The 20,979-nt window shown below is 73.0% G+C and carries 16 protein-coding genes; 6 read left to right on the forward strand and 10 right to left on the reverse strand.

Translation table 11 applies throughout. The features are described 5' to 3' along the window. Positions 1-11 precede the first annotated feature (11 nt). Positions 12-1,139 carry a hypothetical protein gene (locus tag ACTT8P_RS08270; RefSeq protein WP_442830879.1) on the reverse strand — a complete coding sequence of 376 codons (1,128 nt, stop codon included), beginning with the start codon at positions 1,137-1,139 and terminating at the stop codon, positions 12-14. Positions 1,140-1,251: 112 nt separating this feature from the next. Here ACTT8P_RS08270 and ACTT8P_RS08275 point away from each other — a divergent pair, with 112 nt between their 5' ends. Further along, positions 1,252-3,081 (forward strand): gamma-glutamyltransferase family protein, encoded by a 1,830-nt coding sequence (locus ACTT8P_RS08275; RefSeq protein ID WP_442830880.1) that lies wholly within the window; start codon positions 1,252-1,254, stop codon positions 3,079-3,081. A 4-nt stretch (positions 3,082-3,085) separates the two neighbouring features. Here ACTT8P_RS08275 and narI read toward each other — a convergent pair whose 3' ends face one another. The 6 genes from narI to ACTT8P_RS08305 form a co-directional block, all read right to left on the reverse strand. After that, positions 3,086-3,829: a respiratory nitrate reductase subunit gamma gene (narI, locus tag ACTT8P_RS08280; protein ID WP_442830881.1), complete on the reverse strand. Its 744-nt coding sequence runs from the start codon at positions 3,827-3,829 to the stop codon at positions 3,086-3,088. Then, positions 3,826-4,320, reverse strand: a complete 495-nt coding sequence (narJ, locus tag ACTT8P_RS08285; RefSeq protein ID WP_442830882.1) for a nitrate reductase molybdenum cofactor assembly chaperone — start codon at positions 4,318-4,320, stop codon at positions 3,826-3,828. The genes narI and narJ overlap by 4 nt, the downstream gene beginning before the upstream one ends. Further along, positions 4,320-5,924: a nitrate reductase subunit beta gene (narH, locus tag ACTT8P_RS08290; protein WP_442830883.1), complete on the reverse strand. Its 1,605-nt coding sequence runs from the start codon at positions 5,922-5,924 to the stop codon at positions 4,320-4,322. Before narH ends, narJ begins: the two co-directional genes overlap by 1 nt. Beyond that, complete coding sequence (locus ACTT8P_RS08295; RefSeq protein WP_442830884.1) at positions 5,924-9,619, reverse strand: nitrate reductase subunit alpha; 3,696 nt, start codon at positions 9,617-9,619, stop codon at positions 5,924-5,926. Before ACTT8P_RS08295 ends, narH begins: the two co-directional genes overlap by 1 nt. 119 nt (positions 9,620-9,738) lie before the next feature. After that, positions 9,739-10,554 carry an SAM-dependent methyltransferase gene (locus ACTT8P_RS08300; protein ID WP_442830885.1) on the reverse strand — a complete coding sequence of 272 codons (816 nt, stop codon included), beginning with the start codon at positions 10,552-10,554 and terminating at the stop codon, positions 9,739-9,741. Between the two features lie 96 nt (positions 10,555-10,650). Next, complete coding sequence (locus tag ACTT8P_RS08305) at positions 10,651-11,514, reverse strand: helix-turn-helix domain-containing protein (protein ID WP_442830886.1); 864 nt, start codon at positions 11,512-11,514, stop codon at positions 10,651-10,653. A gap of 136 nt (positions 11,515-11,650) precedes the next feature. On the opposite strand from ACTT8P_RS08305, the gene ACTT8P_RS08310 reads away from it, so the two are divergent. The 3 genes from ACTT8P_RS08310 to ACTT8P_RS08320 all read left to right on the forward strand — a co-directional run bounded on the left by ACTT8P_RS08310 (position 11,651) and on the right by ACTT8P_RS08320 (position 15,117). Next, on the forward strand, positions 11,651-11,956 hold the full coding sequence (locus ACTT8P_RS08310) for a 4a-hydroxytetrahydrobiopterin dehydratase (RefSeq protein WP_442830887.1): 306 nt from the start codon (positions 11,651-11,653) through the stop codon (positions 11,954-11,956). Positions 11,957-11,961: 5 nt separating this feature from the next. Beyond that, a complete protein-coding gene (locus ACTT8P_RS08315; RefSeq protein ID WP_442830888.1) occupies positions 11,962-12,699 on the forward strand; it encodes a class I SAM-dependent methyltransferase in 738 nt (245 codons plus the stop codon). A gap of 546 nt (positions 12,700-13,245) precedes the next feature. Further along, complete coding sequence (locus tag ACTT8P_RS08320; protein WP_442830889.1) at positions 13,246-15,117, forward strand: rhamnogalacturonan lyase; 1,872 nt, start codon at positions 13,246-13,248, stop codon at positions 15,115-15,117. A gap of 22 nt (positions 15,118-15,139) precedes the next feature. Here the strand turns inward: ACTT8P_RS08320 and ACTT8P_RS08325 are convergent, their stop codons facing one another. Together ACTT8P_RS08325 and ACTT8P_RS08330 are read right to left on the reverse strand one after the other, a co-directional pair. Further along, the gene (locus tag ACTT8P_RS08325) at positions 15,140-15,418 is read right to left on the reverse strand and encodes a hypothetical protein (RefSeq protein WP_442830890.1); all 279 of its coding nucleotides are present in this window, start codon (positions 15,416-15,418) and stop codon (positions 15,140-15,142) included. A 113-nt stretch (positions 15,419-15,531) separates the two neighbouring features. Further along, the gene (locus ACTT8P_RS08330) at positions 15,532-16,119 is read right to left on the reverse strand and encodes a TetR/AcrR family transcriptional regulator (protein WP_442830891.1); all 588 of its coding nucleotides are present in this window, start codon (positions 16,117-16,119) and stop codon (positions 15,532-15,534) included. Between the two features lie 143 nt (positions 16,120-16,262). Here ACTT8P_RS08330 and ACTT8P_RS08335 point away from each other — a divergent pair, with 143 nt between their 5' ends. Then, positions 16,263-17,183: an alpha/beta hydrolase family protein gene (locus ACTT8P_RS08335; protein ID WP_442830892.1), complete on the forward strand. Its 921-nt coding sequence runs from the start codon at positions 16,263-16,265 to the stop codon at positions 17,181-17,183. A gap of 10 nt (positions 17,184-17,193) precedes the next feature. After that, positions 17,194-18,072 (forward strand): LLM class flavin-dependent oxidoreductase, encoded by an 879-nt coding sequence (locus ACTT8P_RS08340; protein WP_442830893.1) that lies wholly within the window; start codon positions 17,194-17,196, stop codon positions 18,070-18,072. A gap of 68 nt (positions 18,073-18,140) precedes the next feature. On the opposite strand, the gene ACTT8P_RS08345 is transcribed toward ACTT8P_RS08340, so the two are convergent. After that, positions 18,141-20,795, reverse strand: a complete 2,655-nt coding sequence (locus ACTT8P_RS08345) for a cellulose binding domain-containing protein (protein ID WP_442830894.1) — start codon at positions 20,793-20,795, stop codon at positions 18,141-18,143. Between the last annotated feature and the right edge of the window lie 184 nt (positions 20,796-20,979).

Raw genomic sequence — 20,979 nt, forward strand, 5'->3', positions numbered from 1 at the left:
TCAGGAGACCGTCAGCGCAGCGAAGGGTGCGAACTCTCCAGCGTGGTCCACGGCTCCTTGTCCACGCCCACACCGTCCATGGTCATGCCCGCGAAGAGCCCGGCCGCCCCGGCCGCCACGCCCAGCAGCATGCCCGGCCAGGACGACACGACGCCGGTGAGGTAAGGGACGGCCAGCAGGGCGCCGACGGCCGCGATCCGCAGATGCGAGGCGTGGGTCTTCGGGAAGTACCGGGACGGCCGGGGCAGCGGGTCGGCGGCGCGCGCCGGGCTGGTGGCGTGCAGTGGCGCGGCGCCGCCCCGAAGGTAGGGCGTGTGACCGTCCTCCGCCGTCTCGCCCCACACCACATGGCCGGAGTCGGAGACGAAGGCGGCGGGCACCTTGTGCTTGGGGTTCGTGGCGGCGATGTCGCGCCACCGGGTGGGCCAGCACAACCATCCGGTGTGGCCGACCAGTTGGGCGGCGGCGTGGGTGAGGTGCTTGTCGCCGAGGGCGATCCGGAAGTTGTGGCCCTCCATGGCCAGCAGCCGGACGGCCGGCCCGTCTCCGGTGCCGTTCTCGGGTACCAGCTCGACGCCGTGCGTGACGAAGGCGGCGATCTTGCCGACGCCGGTCCCGGTCGGGTAGCGGTACACGCCCCGCAGCGGGGTGCCGAACCGGACCCGGACCGCGTGCACACCGCCCCCGGCGGCGTCCGCTCGCAGCATGCGCTGCGCGGGGTAGAGCTGGTTCTTGAGCAGGCCGATGACGAACAGGGTCAGCACCACCCCGAGGAACCAGGCGAGCAGGCAGTACAGGGCGCCGAGCGGTGACCCGTCGCCCTTCCAGGCGGTGCGGCCGGCCACGTACGGAGCCCAGACGGTCAGCCAGGCCGCCGCCGCGAACCCCCAGTCACGGCGGATCGGCCCCAGCTTGCCGGGGATGGTGTCGCTCGGCGGAGCCGTCACCGGCAGCGGTCGCACGGCCGGTGCCGCGCGGCAGGCCAGCAGCCACCCCAGCGCCGACACCGCGGCCAGTGCCAGCGGCACCAGGACGTCCCAGCGCGGGGCGCCGACGAAGTGGAACCCCGCCGCGAGCCAGGCGACCGCCGCGGACCCCAGGGCCGTCGCCCCCAGTGTTCTCGCGAGTGGTGTGGACATGTGCTGCACGCGGTTCCCCCGGCCCCTGGGTGAAGAAGATGTACGCAGCAAGAGGTTACGCCGAGTCGATCACCGGGGTAAGGGCCGCGGGGCGCTGGGTAGCCTCACCCGTATGTTCACCACCCGCCCCACCCTCCAGGGCACCCACGGCATGGCGGCGACCACCCACTGGCTGGCCTCCGCCGCCGCCATGGCCGTACTGGAGGACGACGGCAACGCCTTCGACGCGGCGGTGGCCGCGGCGTTCACGCTGCACGTCGTGGAACCGCATCTGAACGGCCCGGCGGGCGAGGTGCCGGTCGTCCTCGCGCCCGCCGGGTCCGCGCCCCGGGTGCTGTGCGGGCAAGGACCCGCGCCGGCCGGCGCGAGCATCGCGCACTACACCTCGCTCGGCCTGGACCTGGTGCCCGGCACCGGCCCGCTGGCCGCCGCCGTGCCCGGCGCCTTCGACGCCTGGCTGCTCCTGCTGCGCGACCACGGCACCAAGTCCCTCGCGGACGTGCTGAAGTACGCCATCGGGTACGCCGAGCACGGGCATCCGGCGGTCGAGCGGGTCGGCGCGACGGTCGAGACGGTCCGGGAACTGTTCGAGACCGAGTGGACCACCTCCGCCGAGATCTACCTCCCCGGCGGCCGGCCCCCGGCCCCCGGCGCCCTCCTCAAGAACCCCGCGCTCGCGGCGACTTGGCGGCGCCTGCTCGCCGAGGCCCGCGCCGCCGTCCCCGCGGGCGCCGTCGGCTCCGAGCGCCGGGAGGGGGAGATAGCCGCGGCCCGCCGGGTCTGGCGGGAGGGCTTCGTCGCCGAGGAACTGGCCGCCTTCGCCGCCCGCCCCACCATGGACACCTCCGGCGAACGCCACACCGGCACCCTCACCGGCGCCGACCTCGCCGGATACACCGCGCACTACGAGGAGCCGGTCACCCACACCTGGAACGGCTGGACCGTCGCCAAGGCCGGCCCCTGGAGCCAGGGCCCGGCCCTGCTCCAGCAACTCGCCCTGCTGGACGACGACTTCGGCACCCCGGGCAGCGGGACCGAGTACGCCAGCGCCGAGTACGTGCACACCCTCGTCGAGGGCACCAAGCTGGCGATGGCCGACCGCGAGGCCTGGTACGGCGACGCGGCCGGGGCCGACGTACCCCTGCGGACGCTGCTGTCGGCCGAGTACAACGCCGGACGGCGTGCGCTGATCGACCCCGCGCACGCCTCGTACGAGCTGCGCCCCGGCCGCCCCGACGGACGCACCCCCCGGCTGCCGGCGCTCGCCACCGGGCCGGCCCGCCGGGGCACCACCGCGGCCGGGGCCGGGGAGCCGACCGTCGCCCGGGACGGCGCCACCCGGGGCGACACCTGCCACCTCGACATCGTGGACCGCTGGGGCAACATGGTCTCGGCGACGCCCAGCGGCGGCTGGCTCCAGTCCAACCCGGTCGTCCCCGCCCTCGGCTTCCCGCTCGGCACCCGGCTCCAGATGACCTGGCTGGAGCCCGGCCTGCCCAACTCCCTCACCCCCGGCCGCCGCCCCCGCACCACCCTCACCCCGTCCCTCGCCCTGCGCGACGGCGTCCCGGTGCTCGCCTTCGGCACCCCCGGCGGCGACCAGCAGGACCAGTGGAGCCTGCACTTCCTGCTCGCCGTCGCCCTGCGCGAGAAGTTCCGCGGCGGCTACGACCTGCAAGGCGCCATCGACGCCCCGAACTGGCACACCGAGAGCTTCCCGTCGTCGTTCTACCCGCGGCTCATGGACCCGGGATCGCTGGTCCTGGAGTCCCGTTTCGACGACACCGTGACAGCCGGGCTGCGCCGCCGCGGTCACCGCGTCACGGTCGCCGGCCCCTGGTCGGAGGGACGGCTGTGCGCGGTCGCCCGCGACCCGGAGACGGGCGTGCTGTCGGCGGCGGCCAACCCGCGCATGATGCAGGGCTACGCGGTCGGCAGGTGACCCGCTACCGTCCCCCGCCCGGCCCGCGCAGCTCCGCCCGCTCCCACCCCGGCCGGTCCGGCCGCGGACCCAACTGCTCGGGATCGCGCGAGCGGTAGACCACGTACGGCCGGAACAGGTACTGCACCGGCGCGCTGAACATGTGCACCAGCCGGGTGTACGGCACCAGCGCGATCAGCAGCATGCCGATCACCGCGTGCACCTGGTACAGCACCGGCACCCCTGTCATCAGCCCGGTCTCCGGGCTGAGCCGGAACAGGCTGCGCGACCACGGGGCGATGGAGTGCCGGTAGTCGTAGCCGGTGCCGGTGGAGTGGGCGAGCTTGGCGACCATGCCGAGGACGATCGCGCCGACCAGGAAGACGTACATGAACTTGTCGTTGCCGGTGGTGGCCCGGAACACCGGCGCGTTGGTGCGCCGCCGGTAGACCAGCGCCGCGAGGCCGGCCACCGCCAGCACCCCGGCGAGGGTGCCGCCGTAGAGGGAGAAGAGGTGGTAGGCGCGCTCGTCGACACCGATCGCGGCCGTCCACGACTCGGGGACGAACAGGCCGATCAGATGGCCGACGAGGACGAACAGGATGCCGTAGTGGAACACCGGGGAGGCGATGTTCAGCAGCTTCGACTCGTACACCTGGGAGGAGCGGGTGGTCCAGCCGAACCGGTCGTAGCGGTGCCGCCACACCAGGCCGGCCACCAGGGACAGGAACGCGGCGTAGGGCAGCACACCCCACAGGAAGACGGTCATCGGCGGGCTCCGGCGGTCGCGGGCGGCAGGGTGGCGCACACCGCGTCCAGGACACACGCGTACGGTGTGCCGCAGGCGGTGAGGCGGGTGCGGAGCTGGTCCAGGGCGTCGCGGTACTCGACGAGCAGCCGGGTGTCGCCGGTCCGCGAGGCCAGCTCCAGCACGGCCGGGAGGAAGTCGGGCAGTTCCTCCTCGGTGCACTCCAGGCCGTGCGCCCGGTAGCACTCCTTGAAGCGGACCAGCGACATGCCGCGCCGCCGGGTGTCGCCGTCGCTCCACCAGCTCAGATACAGACTGTGCCGGTTCTTGAAGTCGAACACCTCGACGTAGTGCGCCTGGAGGTCGGGCTGCGAGGTCACCGCCGCGTGGTCGGTGAACTCCCGCAACTGCGGCGCCGCCTCCCGCAGCAGCGGCAGCCGGGCCCGGAAGTCGTCGTCCGGGTAGGTCAGGCAGAGCGCCGCCGCCTGGTACAGCACCTCGAAACCGGGCATCAGACCTCCCTCTCGTCGGACGGTTCGTCGGCGGTCTGCCGGCGGCGCAGCAGATGGAAGTTCTCCACCGGCACCAGCGGCAGCCGCCTGCGTCCCGAGTCCTGGCCGAACGGCCCGTCGCCGCCCGCGCCCGGCCCGCCGTCGAAGTCCAGGCTGCACGTGTCCGGCAGCGCGGACGCCTCCAGCCGGTGCGCGTCCCCGACGGCCGCCGTCGGAATCACGTACCGCTCCTCGTACTTGGCGATGGCCAGCAGCCGGTACATGTCCTCGATCTGGCCCGGCGCCATCCCGGCCGCCGCCGCGATCCCCGGGTCGGGTTCCGCACCGAGGTTGACCGACCGCATGTGGGCGCGCATCGCGGCGAGCTTCTCCAGCGAGGCCCGCACCGGGCCGGTGTCCCCGGCCGCGAACAGCTCCGCCAGGTACTCCAGCGGGATGCGCAGTGTGTCGATGGCGCCGAACAGGTTGTCCGCGTCCTCGCCGTCGTGCCCGGTCTCCGTCAGCGCGTCCACCACCGGGGACAGCGGCGGGATGTACCAGACCATCGGCATGGTCCGGTACTCCGGGTGCAGCGGCAGCGCGACCTGGTACGTGCTGACCAGCGCGCGCACGGGGGAGCGCCGGGCCGCCTCGATCCAGTCGTACGGGATGTCCGCCGCCTCGGCGGCCCGCCGCACCTCGGGGTCCTCCGGGTCGAGGAACACGTCCAACTGCGCCTGATACAACTCCCGTTCGTCCGTCGTCTCGGCCGCCGCCGTCACCTTGTCGGCGTCGTAGAGCAGCACGCCGAGATAGCGCAGCCGGCCCACGCAGGTCTCCGAGCAGACCGTGGGCTGGCCGATCTCGACGCGCGGGTAGCAGAAGGTGCACTTCTCGGCCTTGCCGGTGCGGTGGTTGAAGTACACCTTCTTGTACGGGCAGCCGGTCACACACATCCGCCAGCCCCGGCAGCGGTCCTGGTCGACCAGGACGATGCCGTCCTCCGCCCGCTTGTACATCGCCCCCGACGGACAGGACGCCACACAGGACGGGTTGAGGCAGTGCTCGCAGATCCGCGGCAGGTAGAACATGAAGGTCTCCTCGTACGCGAACCGCACCTTCTCGGCCGCCTGCTGCCGGACCCGCTCCACCATCGGGTCGAGGTCGCCGTAGGCCGGGGCACCGCCCAGGTTGTCGTCCCAGTTCGAGGACCAGCCGATCTTCATCGGCTTGCCGTCGAGCTGGGAAATCGGCTGTGCGACGGGGTAGTCGGTGCCCAGCGGGGCGTCGGTGAGGTTCTTGTAGTCGTAGGTCCAGGGCTCGTAGTAGTCCTTGATCTCCGGGAGCCTGGGGTTGGAGAAGATCCCGGTCAGTTTCTTGAACCGGCCGCCCGCCTTCAGCTTCAGCGCGCCCCGCTTGTTGAGCTCCCAGCCGCCGCGCCACTTGTCCTGGTCCTCGTAGCGCCGGGGGTAGCCCTGGCCGGGGCGGGTCTCCACGTTGTTGAACCAGACGTACTCCATGCCCCGGCGGTTGGTCCACGCCTGCTTGCAGGTGACCGAGCAGGTGTGGCAGCCGATGCACTTGTCGAGGTTCATCACCATCGCGATCTGGGCCATCACCCGCATCAGTACGTCACCTCCTGGCTCCTGCGGCGGATCACCGTCACCTCGTCGCGCTGGTTGCCGGTCGGACCGAGGTAGTTGAACGCCCAGGACAGCTGGGCGTAGCCGCCGATCAGATGGGTCGGTTTGAGGATCAGCCGGGTGAGCGAGTTGTGGATGCCGCCGCGCATGCCGGTGGTCTCGGTCAGCGGGACGCCCACCGTGCGTTCCTGCGCGTGGTGCAGGTAGACCGTGCCGGGCGGCATCCGGTGCGAGACGACCGCGCGGGCCACCACCACGCCGTTGCGGTTGACCGCCTCGATCCAGTCGTCGTCCGCCACCCCGATCGCGTCCGCGTCCTGCGGCGCCATCCAGATGGTCTGGCCGCCCCGGGACAGCGACAGCATGAACAGGTTGTCCTGGTACTCGGAGTGGATCGACCACTTGTTGTGCGGGGTGAGGTAGCGGACCGTCACCTCCCGGGTGCCGTCCGGGCCGAGCCGGGGTTCGCCGAACAGGCGGTGCATGTCCAGCGGCGGGCGGTAGACGGGGAGCGCCTCGCCCAGTTCGTGCATCCAGTCGTGGTCGAGGAAGAGGTGCTGCCGGCCGGTGAGGGTGTGCCACGGCTTGAGCTGCTCGGTGTTCTGCGTGAACGCCGTGTAGCGGCGGCCGCCGTGCTCACTGCCCGACCACTCCGGGGAGGCGTTCACCGGCACGGGCGCCGACTGGGTGTCCGCGTAGGTGATGCGCCGGCCCTCGTGCTCGGCGGCCAGGTGGGCCATCTCCTGCCCGGTCTTCGCCTCCAGGGTGCGGAACCCCTGCACGGCCAGGCGGCCGTTGGTGGTGCCGGACAGGGCGAGGATCGTGTTGGCCGCCTTCACCGCCGTGTCCAGGGCCGGCCGGCCGTCCGCCGGACCGCCGCGCACCGCGCCGTTCAGCTCCCGCAGCACGGTCACCTCCGCGTCCGGGCGCAGGGCGATGCCCTTGGCGGGCAGCCCCTTGGCCTCCACCAGCGGGCCGAGCGCCGCGAACTTCGCGCCGATCGCCGGGTAGTCGCGCTCCACGACGGCCAGTGCGGGCATGGTCTTGCCGGGTTCCGGCTCGCACTCGCCGCGCTTCCAGTCCCGCACCACACCGCCCGGCTGGGCCAGCTCGCCCGGGGTGTCGTGCTGGAGCGGCGAGGCCACCAGGTCCTTGCGGACGCCGAGGTGACCGACGGCCAGTTCGCTGAGCTTCTCCGCCAGCGCCTTGAAGGTGTCGAAGTCGGTGCGGGCCTGCCAGGGCGGGTCCACGGCGGGGGAGAAGGCGTGCACGTAGGGGTGCATATCGGTGCTGGACAGGTCGTGCTTCTCGTACCAGGTGGCGGCGGGCAGGACGACGTCGGAGAGCAGGGTGGAGGAGGTGTGCCGGAAGTCCAGGGAGAGCAGCAGGTCGAGCTTGCCCTCGGGGGCCGCGTCGTGCCAGACCACGTCCCGGGGCCGCTGGTCCGGTGTCGCCTCCTCGGCGCGCAGCGACGAGTGCGTGCCCAGCAGGTGCTTGGTGAAGTACTCGGCGCCCTTCGCGGAGGACCCCAGCAGGTTGGCCCGCCACAGGGTGACGATTCGGGGCCAGTTCTCCGGCGCGTCGGGGTCCTCGCAGGCGAACTTCAGTGTCCCGGCGCGCAGTTCGGCCACCGCCTTGGCCACCGGGTCGCCGAACACCTCGCCCAGCTCCAGCGGATTGCGGTCGAAGGTCGGGTACGACGGCATCCACCCCGCCCGCGCCGACAGCGCCAGACAGTCCGCGCCGGTCATCCCCGCGAACCGGCCCTCACCCAGCGGCGAGGCCAGGACATCGGCGCTGAACCGGTCGTAGCGCCACTGGTCGGTGTTGAGGAACCAGTACCCGGTGCCGATCATCTGCCGGGGCGGCCGGGACCAGTCCAGGCCGCCGGCGAGGGCGGCCCAGCCGGTCAGCGGGCGGCACTTCTCCTGGCCCACGTAGTGCGCCCAGCCGCCGCCGTTGCGGCCCTGGCAGCCGGTGAGCTGGAGCAGGGCCAGGAAGGCCCGGTAGATGGTCTCGGAGTGGAACCAGTGGTTCGTGCCCGCGCCCATCAGGATCATGCAGCGGCCCTTGGAGCGCTCCGCGGTCCGCGCGAACTCGCGGGCGATGCGCACACAGGCCGCCGCCGGCACCGAGGTGTGCGTCTCCTGCCAGGCCGGGGTGCAGGGGTCCGCCGCGTCCTCGTACGACGCCGGCCACCTGCCCGGGACGCCGGGGCGGGCGACGCCGTACTGGGCCAGCAGGAGGTCGAAGACGGTGGTCACCAGGGGTCCGTCGGGGCCGCCGAGCCGCGTCGCGGGCACCCCGCGCCGGACCACCTCGCCGTGCCCCTGCCCGTGCGGGCCGCCGTCGGTGTCGAAGCGGGGCAGGAGCACCTCGACGCCCGTCGACGCCGCGTGGCCGTGCAGGGTGAGGCGGGGGCTGAGGTCCCCGAGGTCCAGGTTCCAGTTGCCCTGGTCGGCCGCGTTCCAGCGGAAGCCGAGCGAGCCGTTCGGGACGACCGCGCGGCCGGTCGCCTCGTCCAGCACCACCGTCTTCCAGCCGGCGTCCTCACCGGCCTGCCCGAGGTCGGCGGCGCGCAGGAACTTCGCCGGCACGTACGCCCCGTCCCGCTCGGTCAGGGTGACCAGGAACGGCAGGTCGGTGAAGCGCCGTACGTAGTCCGAGAAGAAGGGTGTCTCGCGGTCGACGAAGAACTCCTTCAGCACCACGTGCCCCATGGCCAGCGCCAGCGCGGCGTCGGTGCCGGGGTGCGGATGCAGCCACTGGTCGGCGAACTTGGTGTTGTCGGCGTAGTCGGGGGAGACCACCACGACCTTCTGGCCCCGGTAGCGGGCCTCCGCCATCCAGTGCGCGTCGGGGGTGCGGGTCACCGGGACGTTCGTGCCCCACATGATCAGGTAGGCCGCGTCCCACCAGTCGCCGGACTCCGGTACGTCGGTCTGGTCGCCGAAGACCTGCGGGGAGGCGACGGGCAGGTCGGCGTACCAGTCGTAGAACGACAGCATCGGAGCGCCGATCAGGGCGTGGAAGCGGGCGCCCGCCGCGTGCGACACCATCGACATCGCGGGGATCGGGGAGAACCCGGCGATCCGGTCCGGGCCGTGCCGCTTGATGGTGTGCACCTGCGCGGCGGCGACCAGCTCCACCATCTCGTCCCAGGACGCCCGCACCAGGCCGCCCTTGCCCCGGGCCCGCTGGTAGCGGCGCCGCCGCTCCGGGTCGTCCTGGATGTCCGCCCAGGCCAGCACCGGGTCCGTCAGCCGGGCCTTCGCTTCCCGGTACATCTCCAGCAGCACCCCGCGCACGTACGGGTAGCGCACCCGGGTGGGGGAGTAGGTGTACCAGGAGAAGGCGGCGCCCCTGGGGCAGCCGCGCGGCTCGTACTCGGGGCGGTCCGGGCCGACCGACGGATAGTCCGTCGCCTGGGTCTCCCAGGTGATGATGCCGTCCTTGACGAACACGTTCCAGCGGCACGAACCCGTGCAGTTGACGCCGTGCGTGGAGGTGACGACCTTGTCGTGGCTCCAGCGGTCCCGGTAGAAGGCGTCCGCCTCCCGGCCGCCGGCCAGCCCGATGCTGTGCAGGTCGGGCGCGGCCGTCCCCGGGCGCAGGAACCGGCCCGCGCGCAGCAGTGCCGCCCCCGGCTCGGTGGGCGGTGTCCGCGTCTGAGTCACGTGCGCTCCCTTGCTGGCGGCCCTGGTTCACGAACCTAGGGCCGGGCACGGGAGCGCACCCGTTCACGGGGCCCGTACGGGTCGCCGTACGGGTCGCCGTACGGGTTTCCCCGGCAGGGTCAGGGCTTGCGGGCCACCCCCGCGTACACCGGCACGATGCCCTCCTCCTGCGCCGCCACGTCCACCGGCTCCGGCCGCCACCCGGTCACCGGGATCACCCCGGGACCCAGCAGCTCCAGACCGTCGAAGAAGCGGGCGAACTCGGCCAGCGGACGCGGGAAGAACGGCGTGCCGCCGCGCGCGAACAGGGCGGCGGCCTTGCCCACCGCCGCCGGGTTCAGATCCGCGGTGACCTGCGACAGGATCAGGAAGCTGCCCGGGGCCAGGGCGTCCACGTACCGCTTCAGCAGCCCGTGCGCGTCGTCGCCGTCGGCCGCGTCGCCCAGGTAGTGCGTCAGCGCCACCAGCGACAGGGCGACGGGCCGGGTCAGGTCCAGGGACTCGCCGGCCAGCCGCAGGATCGTGTCCGGGTCGCGGACGTCGGCGTGCACGTAGTCCGTCGAGCCCTCGGCGGAGCCGCGCAGCAGCGCCTCGGCGTGCCGCAGCACGATCGGGTCGTTGTCGGCGTAGACCACCCGGCACTCGGGCGCGACGCCCTGCGCCACCTGGTGCAGGTTCGGCTGGGTCGGTATGCCGGTGCCGATGTCGAGGAACTGGCGCACGCCCGCCTCGGCGACCGTGCGGACCGCCCGGTGCATGAACCGGCGGTTGGCGCGGGCGCCGCGCACCGCCGTCTCGTCGGCGGCGAGGATCCTGCGGGCCAGTTCCTCGTCGACCGGGTAGTTGTCCTTGCCGCCCAGCCACCAGTCGTAGACCCGGGCGGGGTGCGGCCGGCTGGTGTCGATGGCGGGCACGGCGTCGTCTCGGGCGGTCATGCGCGGCGTTCTCCTCGGGCTCGTCGTGCGGGTCGGGCTCGTCGTGCGGCTCGGGGTCGTCGGGCGGGCGGGGGGCGGCTCGGCGGTGGCACCGGCTCAGTAGCTCTCGCGGTACGCGCGCAGGATCTTCTGGGTGCGCTGCGCGGAGGCGGCCAGGGCCGTCATGTGGTCCAGCACCTCCAGGTGCGTGGAGACCTCGTCCCGGGAGTCCAGGTACAGGGCGCCGGTCAGGTACTCGGTGAACACCATGTCCGGCAGCTCCGGCTCGGCGAACCGGAACAGCGTGAACGGCGCGTACGTCCCCGGGTGCGGGCCGGTGTCGAACTCGGCGACCTGGAGGGTCACCCGCTCCCGCCCGGCGAAGTCCAGCAGCTTGTCGAGCTGTTCGCGCATCACCCGGCCGTCGACGCTCACCGGGCGGCGCAGCACCGTCTCGTCCATGATCACCCACAGGTGCGGCGGCCGGTCGCGCGCCAGCAGCCCCTGCCGCTCCATGCGCAGCGCCACGTGCCGCTCCACGGCCGCCTCGCCGGCCGTCCCGATGGTCCCGGTCTCCAGCACCGCCCGCGCGTAGTCCTCCGTCTGGAGCAGCCCCGGCACGAAGTGCGGCTCGTAGGACCGGATGATGCGGGCGGCGCCCTCCAGGCTCACGTACAGGCTGAACCACTCGGGCAGCACGTCGTGGTACCGCTGCCACCAGCCGGGCCGGTTCGCCTCCTCCGCGAGGTCGACGAAGGACGCCACCTCGGCGTCGGGCACGCCGTACGCGTTCAGCAGGATCTGGACGTACGGGATCTTCAGCGCGACCTCGGCCGTCTCCATCCGGCGTACCGTCGCCGGGGCCACCCGCAGCACCTTCGCGGCGGCCTCCCGGCTCAGGCCGGACCTCTCGCGCAGCTCCTGGAGCCGCTTTCCCAGCACCACCTGTCCCACAGTGGGCGCGGGCCTACGGTCACTCACGCCACGCCCCTCCAACGCGCCGAAGTACTTCACCAGTCTTTCACGTCACCCTGCCCGTCCCACAAGAGAGGTCCGGCACGAAGTGCTGTGGCAGGCTGGGCGGGAGACCGTCCGGACCCGGGAAGGAGCGCGGCCGATGCCCGTCGAACCGCTGTCGCAGCAGGACATCGAGGACCGGCTGGCCGAGCTGCCCGGCTGGTCGCTCGACGACGGCCGGCTCACCCGTTCCTACCGGCTGGCCTCGCATGTCGCGGCCACCGCCATGGTCGTGCACATCGCCCAGGTGCAGGAGGAACTCGACCACCACTCCGACCTGACCCTGGGCTACGACACGGTGTCGCTGAGCGTGCACACGCACAGCGCGGGCGGCGCGGTGACGGAGAAGGATCTCGAGCTGGCCCGCCGGGTGGCGGATCTGGCCCCGGGCCACGGGGCACACTGAGCTGTGTGCTGGACTACGACAAGGAAGCGGAGCGGTACGACGCCGCCCGCGGCGGCGAGCCCAGGGCCGCCGCGGCCGCCGAGGCGCTGCTGAGCCTGGTCCCGGAGGGGGCGCGCCGCCTGCTCGACGCGGCCTGCGGCACCGGGATCGTCACGCGGCGCCTCGCGGCGGCCCGCGCGGAGCTGCGGGTGACCGGCGTGGACCTCTCACCCGCCATGATCGGGCGGGCGGCGGCCCGGCTGCCCGGCGCGGTGCTGCGGGCCGACGCCCGCCGACTGCCGTTCGGCGCCGGGGCGTTCGACGCGGTGAGCAGCGTGTGGCTGCTGCATCTGGCCGCCGTGTCCGACGCGCGCACCATCGTCGGGGAGTGCGCCCGGGTGCTGCGGCCCGGCGGGGTGTACGTGACCACGGTCGACAAGGGCCCCTCGCACAACGTGGGCAGCGACATCGACGCCGTGCTCGCCGCCCGGCCGCCCAGCCCGGTGCCGGACTCGGCCGGGGCGGTCGAGGGGTACGCCCGCGAGCACGGGCTGCGGCCGGCCGGGCGGGCCCGGTTCACCGGCCGGGGACAGGGCCGCAGCCCGCGCCGTACCATCGCCGACCTGCGGCGCGGCTGGTTCATGACCCTCCCGCCGGGCGACCCGCTCGCCGACCGGTTCGCCGCCCGCCTCGCGGCCCTCCCCGACCAGGACCGGCCCCGGCCCGACCCGGTGTTCACCCTGCTGGCGTTCGAGAAGCCCTGACCGGCGGGCGCGGGGGACGCGGACGCGATCAGCTCCGCGGGACCGCCCACCGACGGCGGGCCGGCGCGCGGCCGGCTCCGCGGAGACCGCCCACCGGCGGCCGGTCGGCGCGCGGTCCCGGGCCTTCCCGGTGTCGCGCACGGGGAGCACGACTCGGGGCCCTGACCGGGGAGCACGACTCGGGGGCGTGACCGGCGAGCACGACTTGGGGGCCCTGACCGGCGAGCACGACTTGGGGGCCCTGACCGGCGAGCACGACCCGGGGACCCCGACCGGCGGACGCTGCTCGACGCGCTGGCCGAGGACGGGCCCCACCGGCTGGACGCGGCTCGGCACGCTGCGTTCGCGGCACCGAGTGGCGGCTTCGGGAGGCGGGCGCGGGCCTGCCTGCGCGCCGATCGGCCCGCCACTTCCCGCGCGGTACCTGCCCGGCAGGGCAGCGGCGGCTCCCCGGCCGGGCGGCCGCGGAAGGAGGAGGGGGCGGCAACTCCCGTGCCCCCGGCGGCGACTGAGGGAGGAACACCCCTCTCTCAGGAGGCAACCCCCATGAAGCACCCGCACGGGCGCGGCAGACGTCGCGTCCTCATCACCACCCTGGCCGCGGTCACCGCCCTGGCCGGCGCCGGGCTGACCACGCTCACCGCCGACACCGCCGAGGCCGCGACCGCCCGGCAGGTCGAGAAGCTGGACCGGGGCGTGGTCAGCGTCCACACCTCGGCCGGCAACCTGGTCAGCTGGCGCTGGCTCGGCACCGACCCGAACGACGTCTCCTTCAACGTGTACCGGGCCGGCACGAAGGTCAACTCCACCCCGGTCACCGGCTCCACCAACTACTTCCACTCCGGCGCCCCCGAACAGGCCGACTACACCGTCCGCGCCATCGTGAACGGCGTCGAACAGGCCGACTCGGTGAACGCGATCCAGTTCCGGGCCGGCTACAAGGACGTGCCGATCAGCCCGCCGGCCGGCGGCACCACTCCCGACGGCGTCGCCTACACCTACGAGGCCAACGACGCCTCGGTCGGCGACCTCGACGGCGACGGCGCCCTGGACATCGTCCTGAAGTGGCAGCCGACCAACGCCAAGGACAACTCCCAGTCCGGGTACACCGGCAACACCATCGTCGACGGCATCAAGCTGGACGGCACCCGGCTGTGGCGGATCGACCTCGGCAAGAACATCCGCTCCGGCGCCCACTACACCCAGTTCCAGGTGTACGACTACGACGGCGACGGCAAGGCCGAGGTCGCCATGAAGACCGCCGACGGCACCACCGACGGCACCGGCGCGGTGATCGGCAGCTCCTCGGCCGACTACCGCAACTCCTCCGGGTACATCCTGTCCGGCCCCGAGTACCTGACCATGTTCAACGGCCAGACCGGCAAGGCGATGGGCAGCGTCGACTACGTCCCGGCCCGCGGCACCGTCTCCTCCTGGGGCGACTCCTACGGCAACCGCGTCGACCGCTTCCTGGCCGGCACGGCGTATCTGGACGGCGCCCGGCCCTCGCTCATCATGGCCCGCGGCTACTACACCCGCAGTGTGATCGCCGCCTGGGACTGGCGCGGCGGCGCCTTCACCCGCCGCTGGACCTTCGACACCAGCTCCTCCACCAACAGCGGCAAGGGCTACGACGGCCAGGGCTCGCACAGCCTCTCCGTCGGGGACGTCGACAACGACGGCAAGGACGAGATCGTGTACGGCGCGATGGCCGTGGACGACAACGGCAACGGTCTGTGGACCACCAAGACCGGGCACGGCGACGCCCAGCACCTGGGCGACCTCGACCCGGCCACCTCGGGCCTGGAGTACTTCAAGGTCTCCGAGTCCACCTCGCAGCCCGCCGAGGTGTACATCAACCCCGCGAGCGGCGCCGTCCGCTGGAAGCTCGACGCCTGCTGCGACAACGGCCGCGGGGTCGCCGGTGACATCTACGCCGGCAACGACGGCGCCGAGGTCTGGTCCGCCTCCGACACCTACATCCGCGACGAGGCCGGCGCCACCAAGGGCCGCGAACCGTCCTCCGCCAACTTCCTGTCCTGGTGGGACGGCGACACCGTCCGCGAACTCCTGGACGGCACCCACATCGACAAGTACGGCACGTCCTCCGACACCCGCCTGCTCACCGGCTCCGGCGTCGCCTCCAACAACGGCACCAAGGCCACCCCGGTGCTCTCCGGCGACATCCTCGGCGACTGGCGCGAGGAGGTCATCTGGCGCACCAGCTCCAACACCGCGCTGCGGATCTACTCGACGCCGGTGGAGACCAGCACGAAGATCACCACCCTCCTCCACGACACGATGTACCGCACGGGCCTCGCCTGGCAGAACACGGCGTACAACCAGCCCCCGCACCCGAGCTTCTTCCTCGGCAACGGGATGGCGACGGCACCGCGGCCCACGGTGTACACGCCGTAGCGCGCGAGCGCGGCCTCCCGGTTCAGCCGGGGGGCCGCGCCCGGCGCCCGCGCGGCCGGCCGGTCTCCGCGACGGCCGCCTTGCGCGGGTCGCCGACCACGTCACGGACCCACTTCGGGGTCAGCTCCAGCCGCGTCGCGAGCGCCTCCACCGGAACGCCCCGCCGGTGCGCCGCCTGCAACGCCGTGTTCCGGCGGGTCTTCCAGCGGGTCGTCGCCCGTTCGCCCGCCATCGATCTCTCCAGCAGCACGGCCAGCGCCAGCAGCAGCCGGCCCAGCGCGCCGTTCCATCGTCGCCGCATACGGCCTCCGTCGTCGAAAGGTCACCCCACCTGATTCCACGGTCGAGGCCCGGTGCGACGGCGGCAAGGGCGTGCGAGAGCGCACACCCGGGGCAGGGGCGAAGCGGGAGCGGTCAGGAAGCCCGCAGTCCCGCCACGAGCAGCCCGGCCAGCCGGCGGGCGTCGTAGTGGTCGTCGCTGTCCGCGCCGATGCACAGGTTCCCGACGCCGCGCATCAGCTCGTACGCCGCCAGGCCGGGCCGGATCTCACCCGCCTCGGCCGCCGCCGCCAGCAGACGGGCGCAGACGGGGAGGAGGCGGTCCAGGAAGGAGGCGTGCAGCGCCTGGAAACCGGGGTCGTCGGAGCGCAGTACGGCGGCGAGGCCGTGCTTGGTGACCAGGAAGTCGACGAAGAGGTCGATCCACTGCCCCAGCGCCGCGTGCGGTGACGCGGCGGATTCCAGCAGGGCCGGGCCCGCCTCGGCGCACGCCTCGATCTGGTGCCGGTAGACGGCCACGATGAGGTCGGCCCGGGTCGGGAAGTGCCGGTAGATGGTGCCGGTGCCGACCCCGGCCGCGGCGGCGATGTCACGGACCGGCGCGTCCACCCCCGACCGGACGAAGACCGCGGCCGCCGCGTCGAGCAGCGTCTTCTGGTTGCGCCGGGCGTCCGCCCGCCGGGGCCGCGCGGTGCGCTCCGCGCCCTGCTCGTCGTCGCTCACCGTGCCGCTCCTTCCCGCGACCGCCGCAGGCTCCGGGCTCGGTCGCCTTGCGAAGCGGAACGTCGTTCCGTATCGTTAGCGGAACACGGTTCCGCTTGGATTCATCATGCCAGACGGACCGCCCGACCGCGAAAGGCACTCCCATGCCCGCATTCCCGTCCGCGCCCGCCCCGATCGTCTCCGTGAAGCCGGTCGTGCTCTCCGCACCCGGCCGCGGTGACGACCTCCAGGTCCGGATCTCCGCGCCCGTCACCGGGCAGGACCTGCCGGTCCTGGTCTTCTCGCACGGCTACGGCTGGTCGATGGACGGCTACGCGCCGCTCGCCGACCACTGGGCCGCCCACGGCTTCGTCGTCGTCCAGCCCACCCACCTCGACTCCCGGCGGCTCGGCCTGCCCGCCGACGACCCGCGCACCCCGCTGATCTGGCGCACCCGGGTCGAGGACCTCACCCGGGTGCTCGACCGGCTCGACGCGCTGGAGGCGGCCGTGCCGGGGCTCGCCGGCCGGGTCGACCACGGCCGGATCGCCGTGGCCGGGCACTCCTTCGGCGCCCAGAGCGCGAGCATGCTGCTGGGCGCCCGCGTCCTCGACGCCGACGGCGTCCCGGGCGCGGACCTGTCCGACCCCCGGGTCACGGCCGGCGTGCTGTTCGCGCTGACCGGCCGCGGCGGCGCCGACCTGTCCCCGTTCGCCGCCGAGCACTTCCCTTTCATGAACCCCACGTTCGACGACATGACCACCCCCGCCCTGGTGGTCGCCGGGGACGCCGACGACTCCCCGCTCTCCACCCGCGGCCCCGACTGGCTAACCGACGCCTACGAGTTCAGCCCGAAGGACAAGGCGCTGCTGACCCTGTTCGGCGCCGGCCACTCGCTCGGCGGCATCCCGGGCTACGAGGTCGCCGAGACCACCGACGAGAGCCCCGCGCGAGTCGCCCTGCTCCAGCGCCTCACCACCGCCTACCTGCGCAGCGCCCTCGACCCCGACGACACCGCCTGGCGCACGGCGAGCGCCGAACTGGACGCCGACCCGCAGCCGCTGGGCCGGCTCCAGAGCAAGTAAGGACACCGCAATGACACCACCGGCCGACACCAGCTTCGGCATCATGACCGCCCCCTCCCAGGTCGACTACGCCGACCTCCTGCGGGTCTGGCGCGAGGCCGACACCGTCCCCGGGATCGAGCACGCCTGGCTCTTCGACCACCTGCTGCCGATCTTCGGCGACCCGAAGGGCGTCACCTACGAGGGCTGGACCCTGCTCGCCGCGCTCGCCGCGCAGACCCGTCGGCTGCGCCTCGGCGTGATGGTGACCAGCAACCGGCTCCGTCCGCCCGCCGTGCTGGCCAAGATCGCCGCGACCGTCGACGTCGTCTCCGGCGGCCGCCTCGACTTCGGCATCGGCGCCGGTTCCCGGCCCGACGTCCCGATGGCCCGCCGCGAGTACGACGCCCACGGCCTGCCCTACCACGACGGCGGGCACGCCGTGCGCGCCCTCGGCGAGGCGTGCACGGTGATCCGGCGGCTGTGGACCGAGCCGGAGCCGTTCGACTTCGCCGGCGACCACGTCCGGCTCACCGGCGCCTACGGCAACCCCAAGCCGGTGCAGCGCCCGCACCCGCCGGTCCTCATCGGCGGCCGTGCCTCCGCGACCCTCCGGGTGGCCGCCGAACACGCCGACATCTGGAACTACCCGGGCGACGACGTCGAGGACGCCGTGGCGCGCGGCGCGCTCCTGGACCGGCACTGCGCCGACCTGGGCCGCGACCCGGCGACGATCACCCGCTCCCTGGTCCTGCCGGTCTCCTACGACGACCCCGCACCCACCCGGGAGGCCATCGGCAGGGCGACCGCGGCCGGTTTCCGGCACCTCGTCCTGATGCTGCCGGCGCCGTATCCCGAGGGCGTCGCTCGCTGGCTCGCCGACGAGATCATCGGCGCCCAGGCGGGGTGACGGCGGCACGGGAACGGGGTGTGCTCCCGCCGGAGAGCACACCCCGCCCGTCCCGTCCGCGGCTCGGCTCAGCCGACCGCGCAGTTCTTGCCGCCCAGCGTGAACGCCGCCGGTTTCGCGTTGCTCCCCGACCACTCACCGGTGAAGCCGAACCCCACCGACGAACCGGCCGCCACGGTCCCGTTCCAGCCGACGTTCTTGGCGGTGACCGCCGCGCCCGACGCGGAGTGCTCGGCGTTCCACATCTGGCTCACCTTCTGCCCGCCGGGGAAGGACCAGGTCAGGGCCCAGCCGTTCCAGGCGGCCGGCCCCGTGTTGGTCAGCTTCACGTCCGCCTGGAAGCCACCGGACCACTGATTGGTGATCGTGTACGTCACCGAGCAGGCACCGGTCGGCTCGGGCTCCGGATCAGTACCGGGATCGGTACCGGTCCCCGAGGTGTCGCCGTACACGACCCCCCGCCCGTTGGTCGCCACGTACACCCGCCCGTACACCCGGGGATCACCGGTGATCGCCGCCCCGGTCCAGCCCCACTGATGGGCGTCGTCGTTGACCCGGGTCCAGGTGGCACCCTGGTCCGTCGACCGGAAGATGCCGCGCACCCCACCGATCTTCGCACTGGTGAACAACGTCTGGTACGAGGCGCCGGGCGCCGCCTTGCCGAAGCCCACGGTGTCGGCCTGCTCGACGTTCGACAGCTTGGTGAAGCTCGCGCCGCCGTCCGTGGAGTGCCACAGACCGTACGCCCCGTCGCTCGCGCCACCGGCCAGCCAGATGTCGCCCTCGCCGCCGGGCAGCGCCTTGAACCGGACGCTGTCCCCGCTCGGCAGCCCGGTCGCCGCCGACGCCGCGAAGGTCGCGCCACCGTCCGAACTGACGTAGAACTTCCCGGACTTGAACCCGTAGAAGGTCAACGGGTCGACCCGGTCCGACTCCACCACCGCGCCCGCCGGGATGCCGCTCGACGCCTGCCAGGAGGTGCCGAAACCGGTCGTGTACCGCACCCCGGTGCCGGCCGGGCTCCACACGAACCGGCCGCCGTCCGCCCCGGCCGCCACCGTGCCGCCGCCGCTCACCCCCGACGGGTCGGTCCCGCCGAACCAGTTGGCGCCGTTGTCGGTGGAGAAGGCGATGTGCGGACCGGAGTCCAGATTGCCGACGCGAACCACCGTGTTCGGGTTGGTCTCGGCGTAGTCCAGGCTCGTGGACGACGTGAAGCCCGGCGAGGTGAACATCATCGACGGCACCTCGGTCAGGCTGGTGTGCCGGAAGCCGCCGATGTCACCGAGCGCGCTGAGCAGCGGGGCGCCGGACGGGGGAGCGGCGAGGTCGTTGACGGCCGTCTCCTCAAGTCCCCGCACCATCGGCGTGATGGCGAACTCGCCCCCGGAGTCCCAGTTGGTCAGGTTCTCCGTGCCGTAGACCGTCGCACCCGTCCCGTACATCATCCGGTCCGAGTCGAACGGGTCGATCTCCAGCGACTCCGTCATCCACCCCAGCTTCGGCGTCTGCTCGGGCGGTGTCGGATTCGCGCTCCAGGTCAGCCACGGCGCGGACGACACATCCATCGTGTAGCGGTTCTCCCGGTTCGGATACGAGCTGTAGCTCCACGCCTGCGTCCAGGTACCGCCGCTGTCCGTGGACCGGAAGATCTGGGTGTCCGGCCACCAGGAGCTGTACGCGGTCGCCATCACCGTGCCGGGATGCTGCCGGTCGACGGTCAGGCCGCTGAACCCGAAGTAGGTGTCGGCCTCCGCGACCGGGCTGATGTCCGTCCAGGTGCCGGTCGCCGTCGCGTACCGGTACAGCCGCCCCTTGCCGCCGTCGTACGGCCCGCCCGTGTCGCTGTAGGCCAGGTACAGGTAACCGTTCTCGGCGTCCAGGACCCCCTTGTGCGCGAGGTATCCGGTGGGCTGCCCGGCGACCCGCTGCCAGCTGGCGCCCGCGTCCGTCGACCGGTAGACGGCGTTCTCCTTGTCGGCGACCCCGACGTAGACGGTCTTCGTCGCCGCGCCACCGCTGCCCGTCGACTCGTCGAAGGTGACCCAGGTGATGCCCTGGTTGTCGGAGCCGTAGCCGCTGGTGTCGCTCGGGTCCTGGGCGTAGTTCCCGGGGTTGGGGAAGGCCGTCACCTGCGACCAGGTGACCCCCGCGTCCGTCGACCGCCACAGGCCCTTGCCGCTGGGCGCGCCCAGGTACAGCACGTCGTTGTCGTGCGGGTCGACGGCCAGGCGCTCGCCCATGCCCCGGCCCGGCATGTTGCCGCCCAGCTTGAACGGCAGATCGGTCTTCTGCCAGGTCGCGCCCCGGTCGGCGGAGCGCAGCACGGCGCCGTTGGTCGGGTCCCAGTCGTTGGTGTACGTGCCGACCGCCGCGTACACCCGGTCCGGGTCGACCGGGTCGGAGGCGAGACTGACGACACCGGTGTGCCCCCAGTCGTCCCACCCGACGTGGTCGAGCAGCGGCGTCCAGGTCTTGGTCGCCTGCTGCCAGCGGTAGGCGCCGCCGATGTCGGTACGGGCGTAGGCGAGGTTCCGCTCGGTGCGGTTGAAGACGATGCCGGGGACGAAACCGCCCCCGTCGATCCGGGCGTTCTGCCAGGAGTAGGTGTCGGCGGCGACAGCCGCCTTGGGCGTCTCGGCGGCCAGCGCGGCCGGCGGCCCACCGGTCAACAGCCCGGCCGCGAGCGCGAGAGCGGCGGTGAGTATGCGGGTTCTTCGCACGGTGGGGGACCGTCCTTCAGGTGGGGAGGAATGGACCGGGCGGCCCGGGAGCCGCCCGGTCCGTCTCGTCGTCCGGTGACGAGACACGTACGCGGGCATCAGGCGCCCCCAAGGGGCGCGGGGCTGCTTTCGATCTGCGGCTCCGCCGCGTGGGCGCGACCAGCCACAACGCACCCGCAGCCGA

The organism is Streptomyces sp. JW3, from assembly GCF_052216785.1.
Taxonomy (GTDB): domain Bacteria; phylum Actinomycetota; class Actinomycetes; order Streptomycetales; family Streptomycetaceae; genus Streptomyces.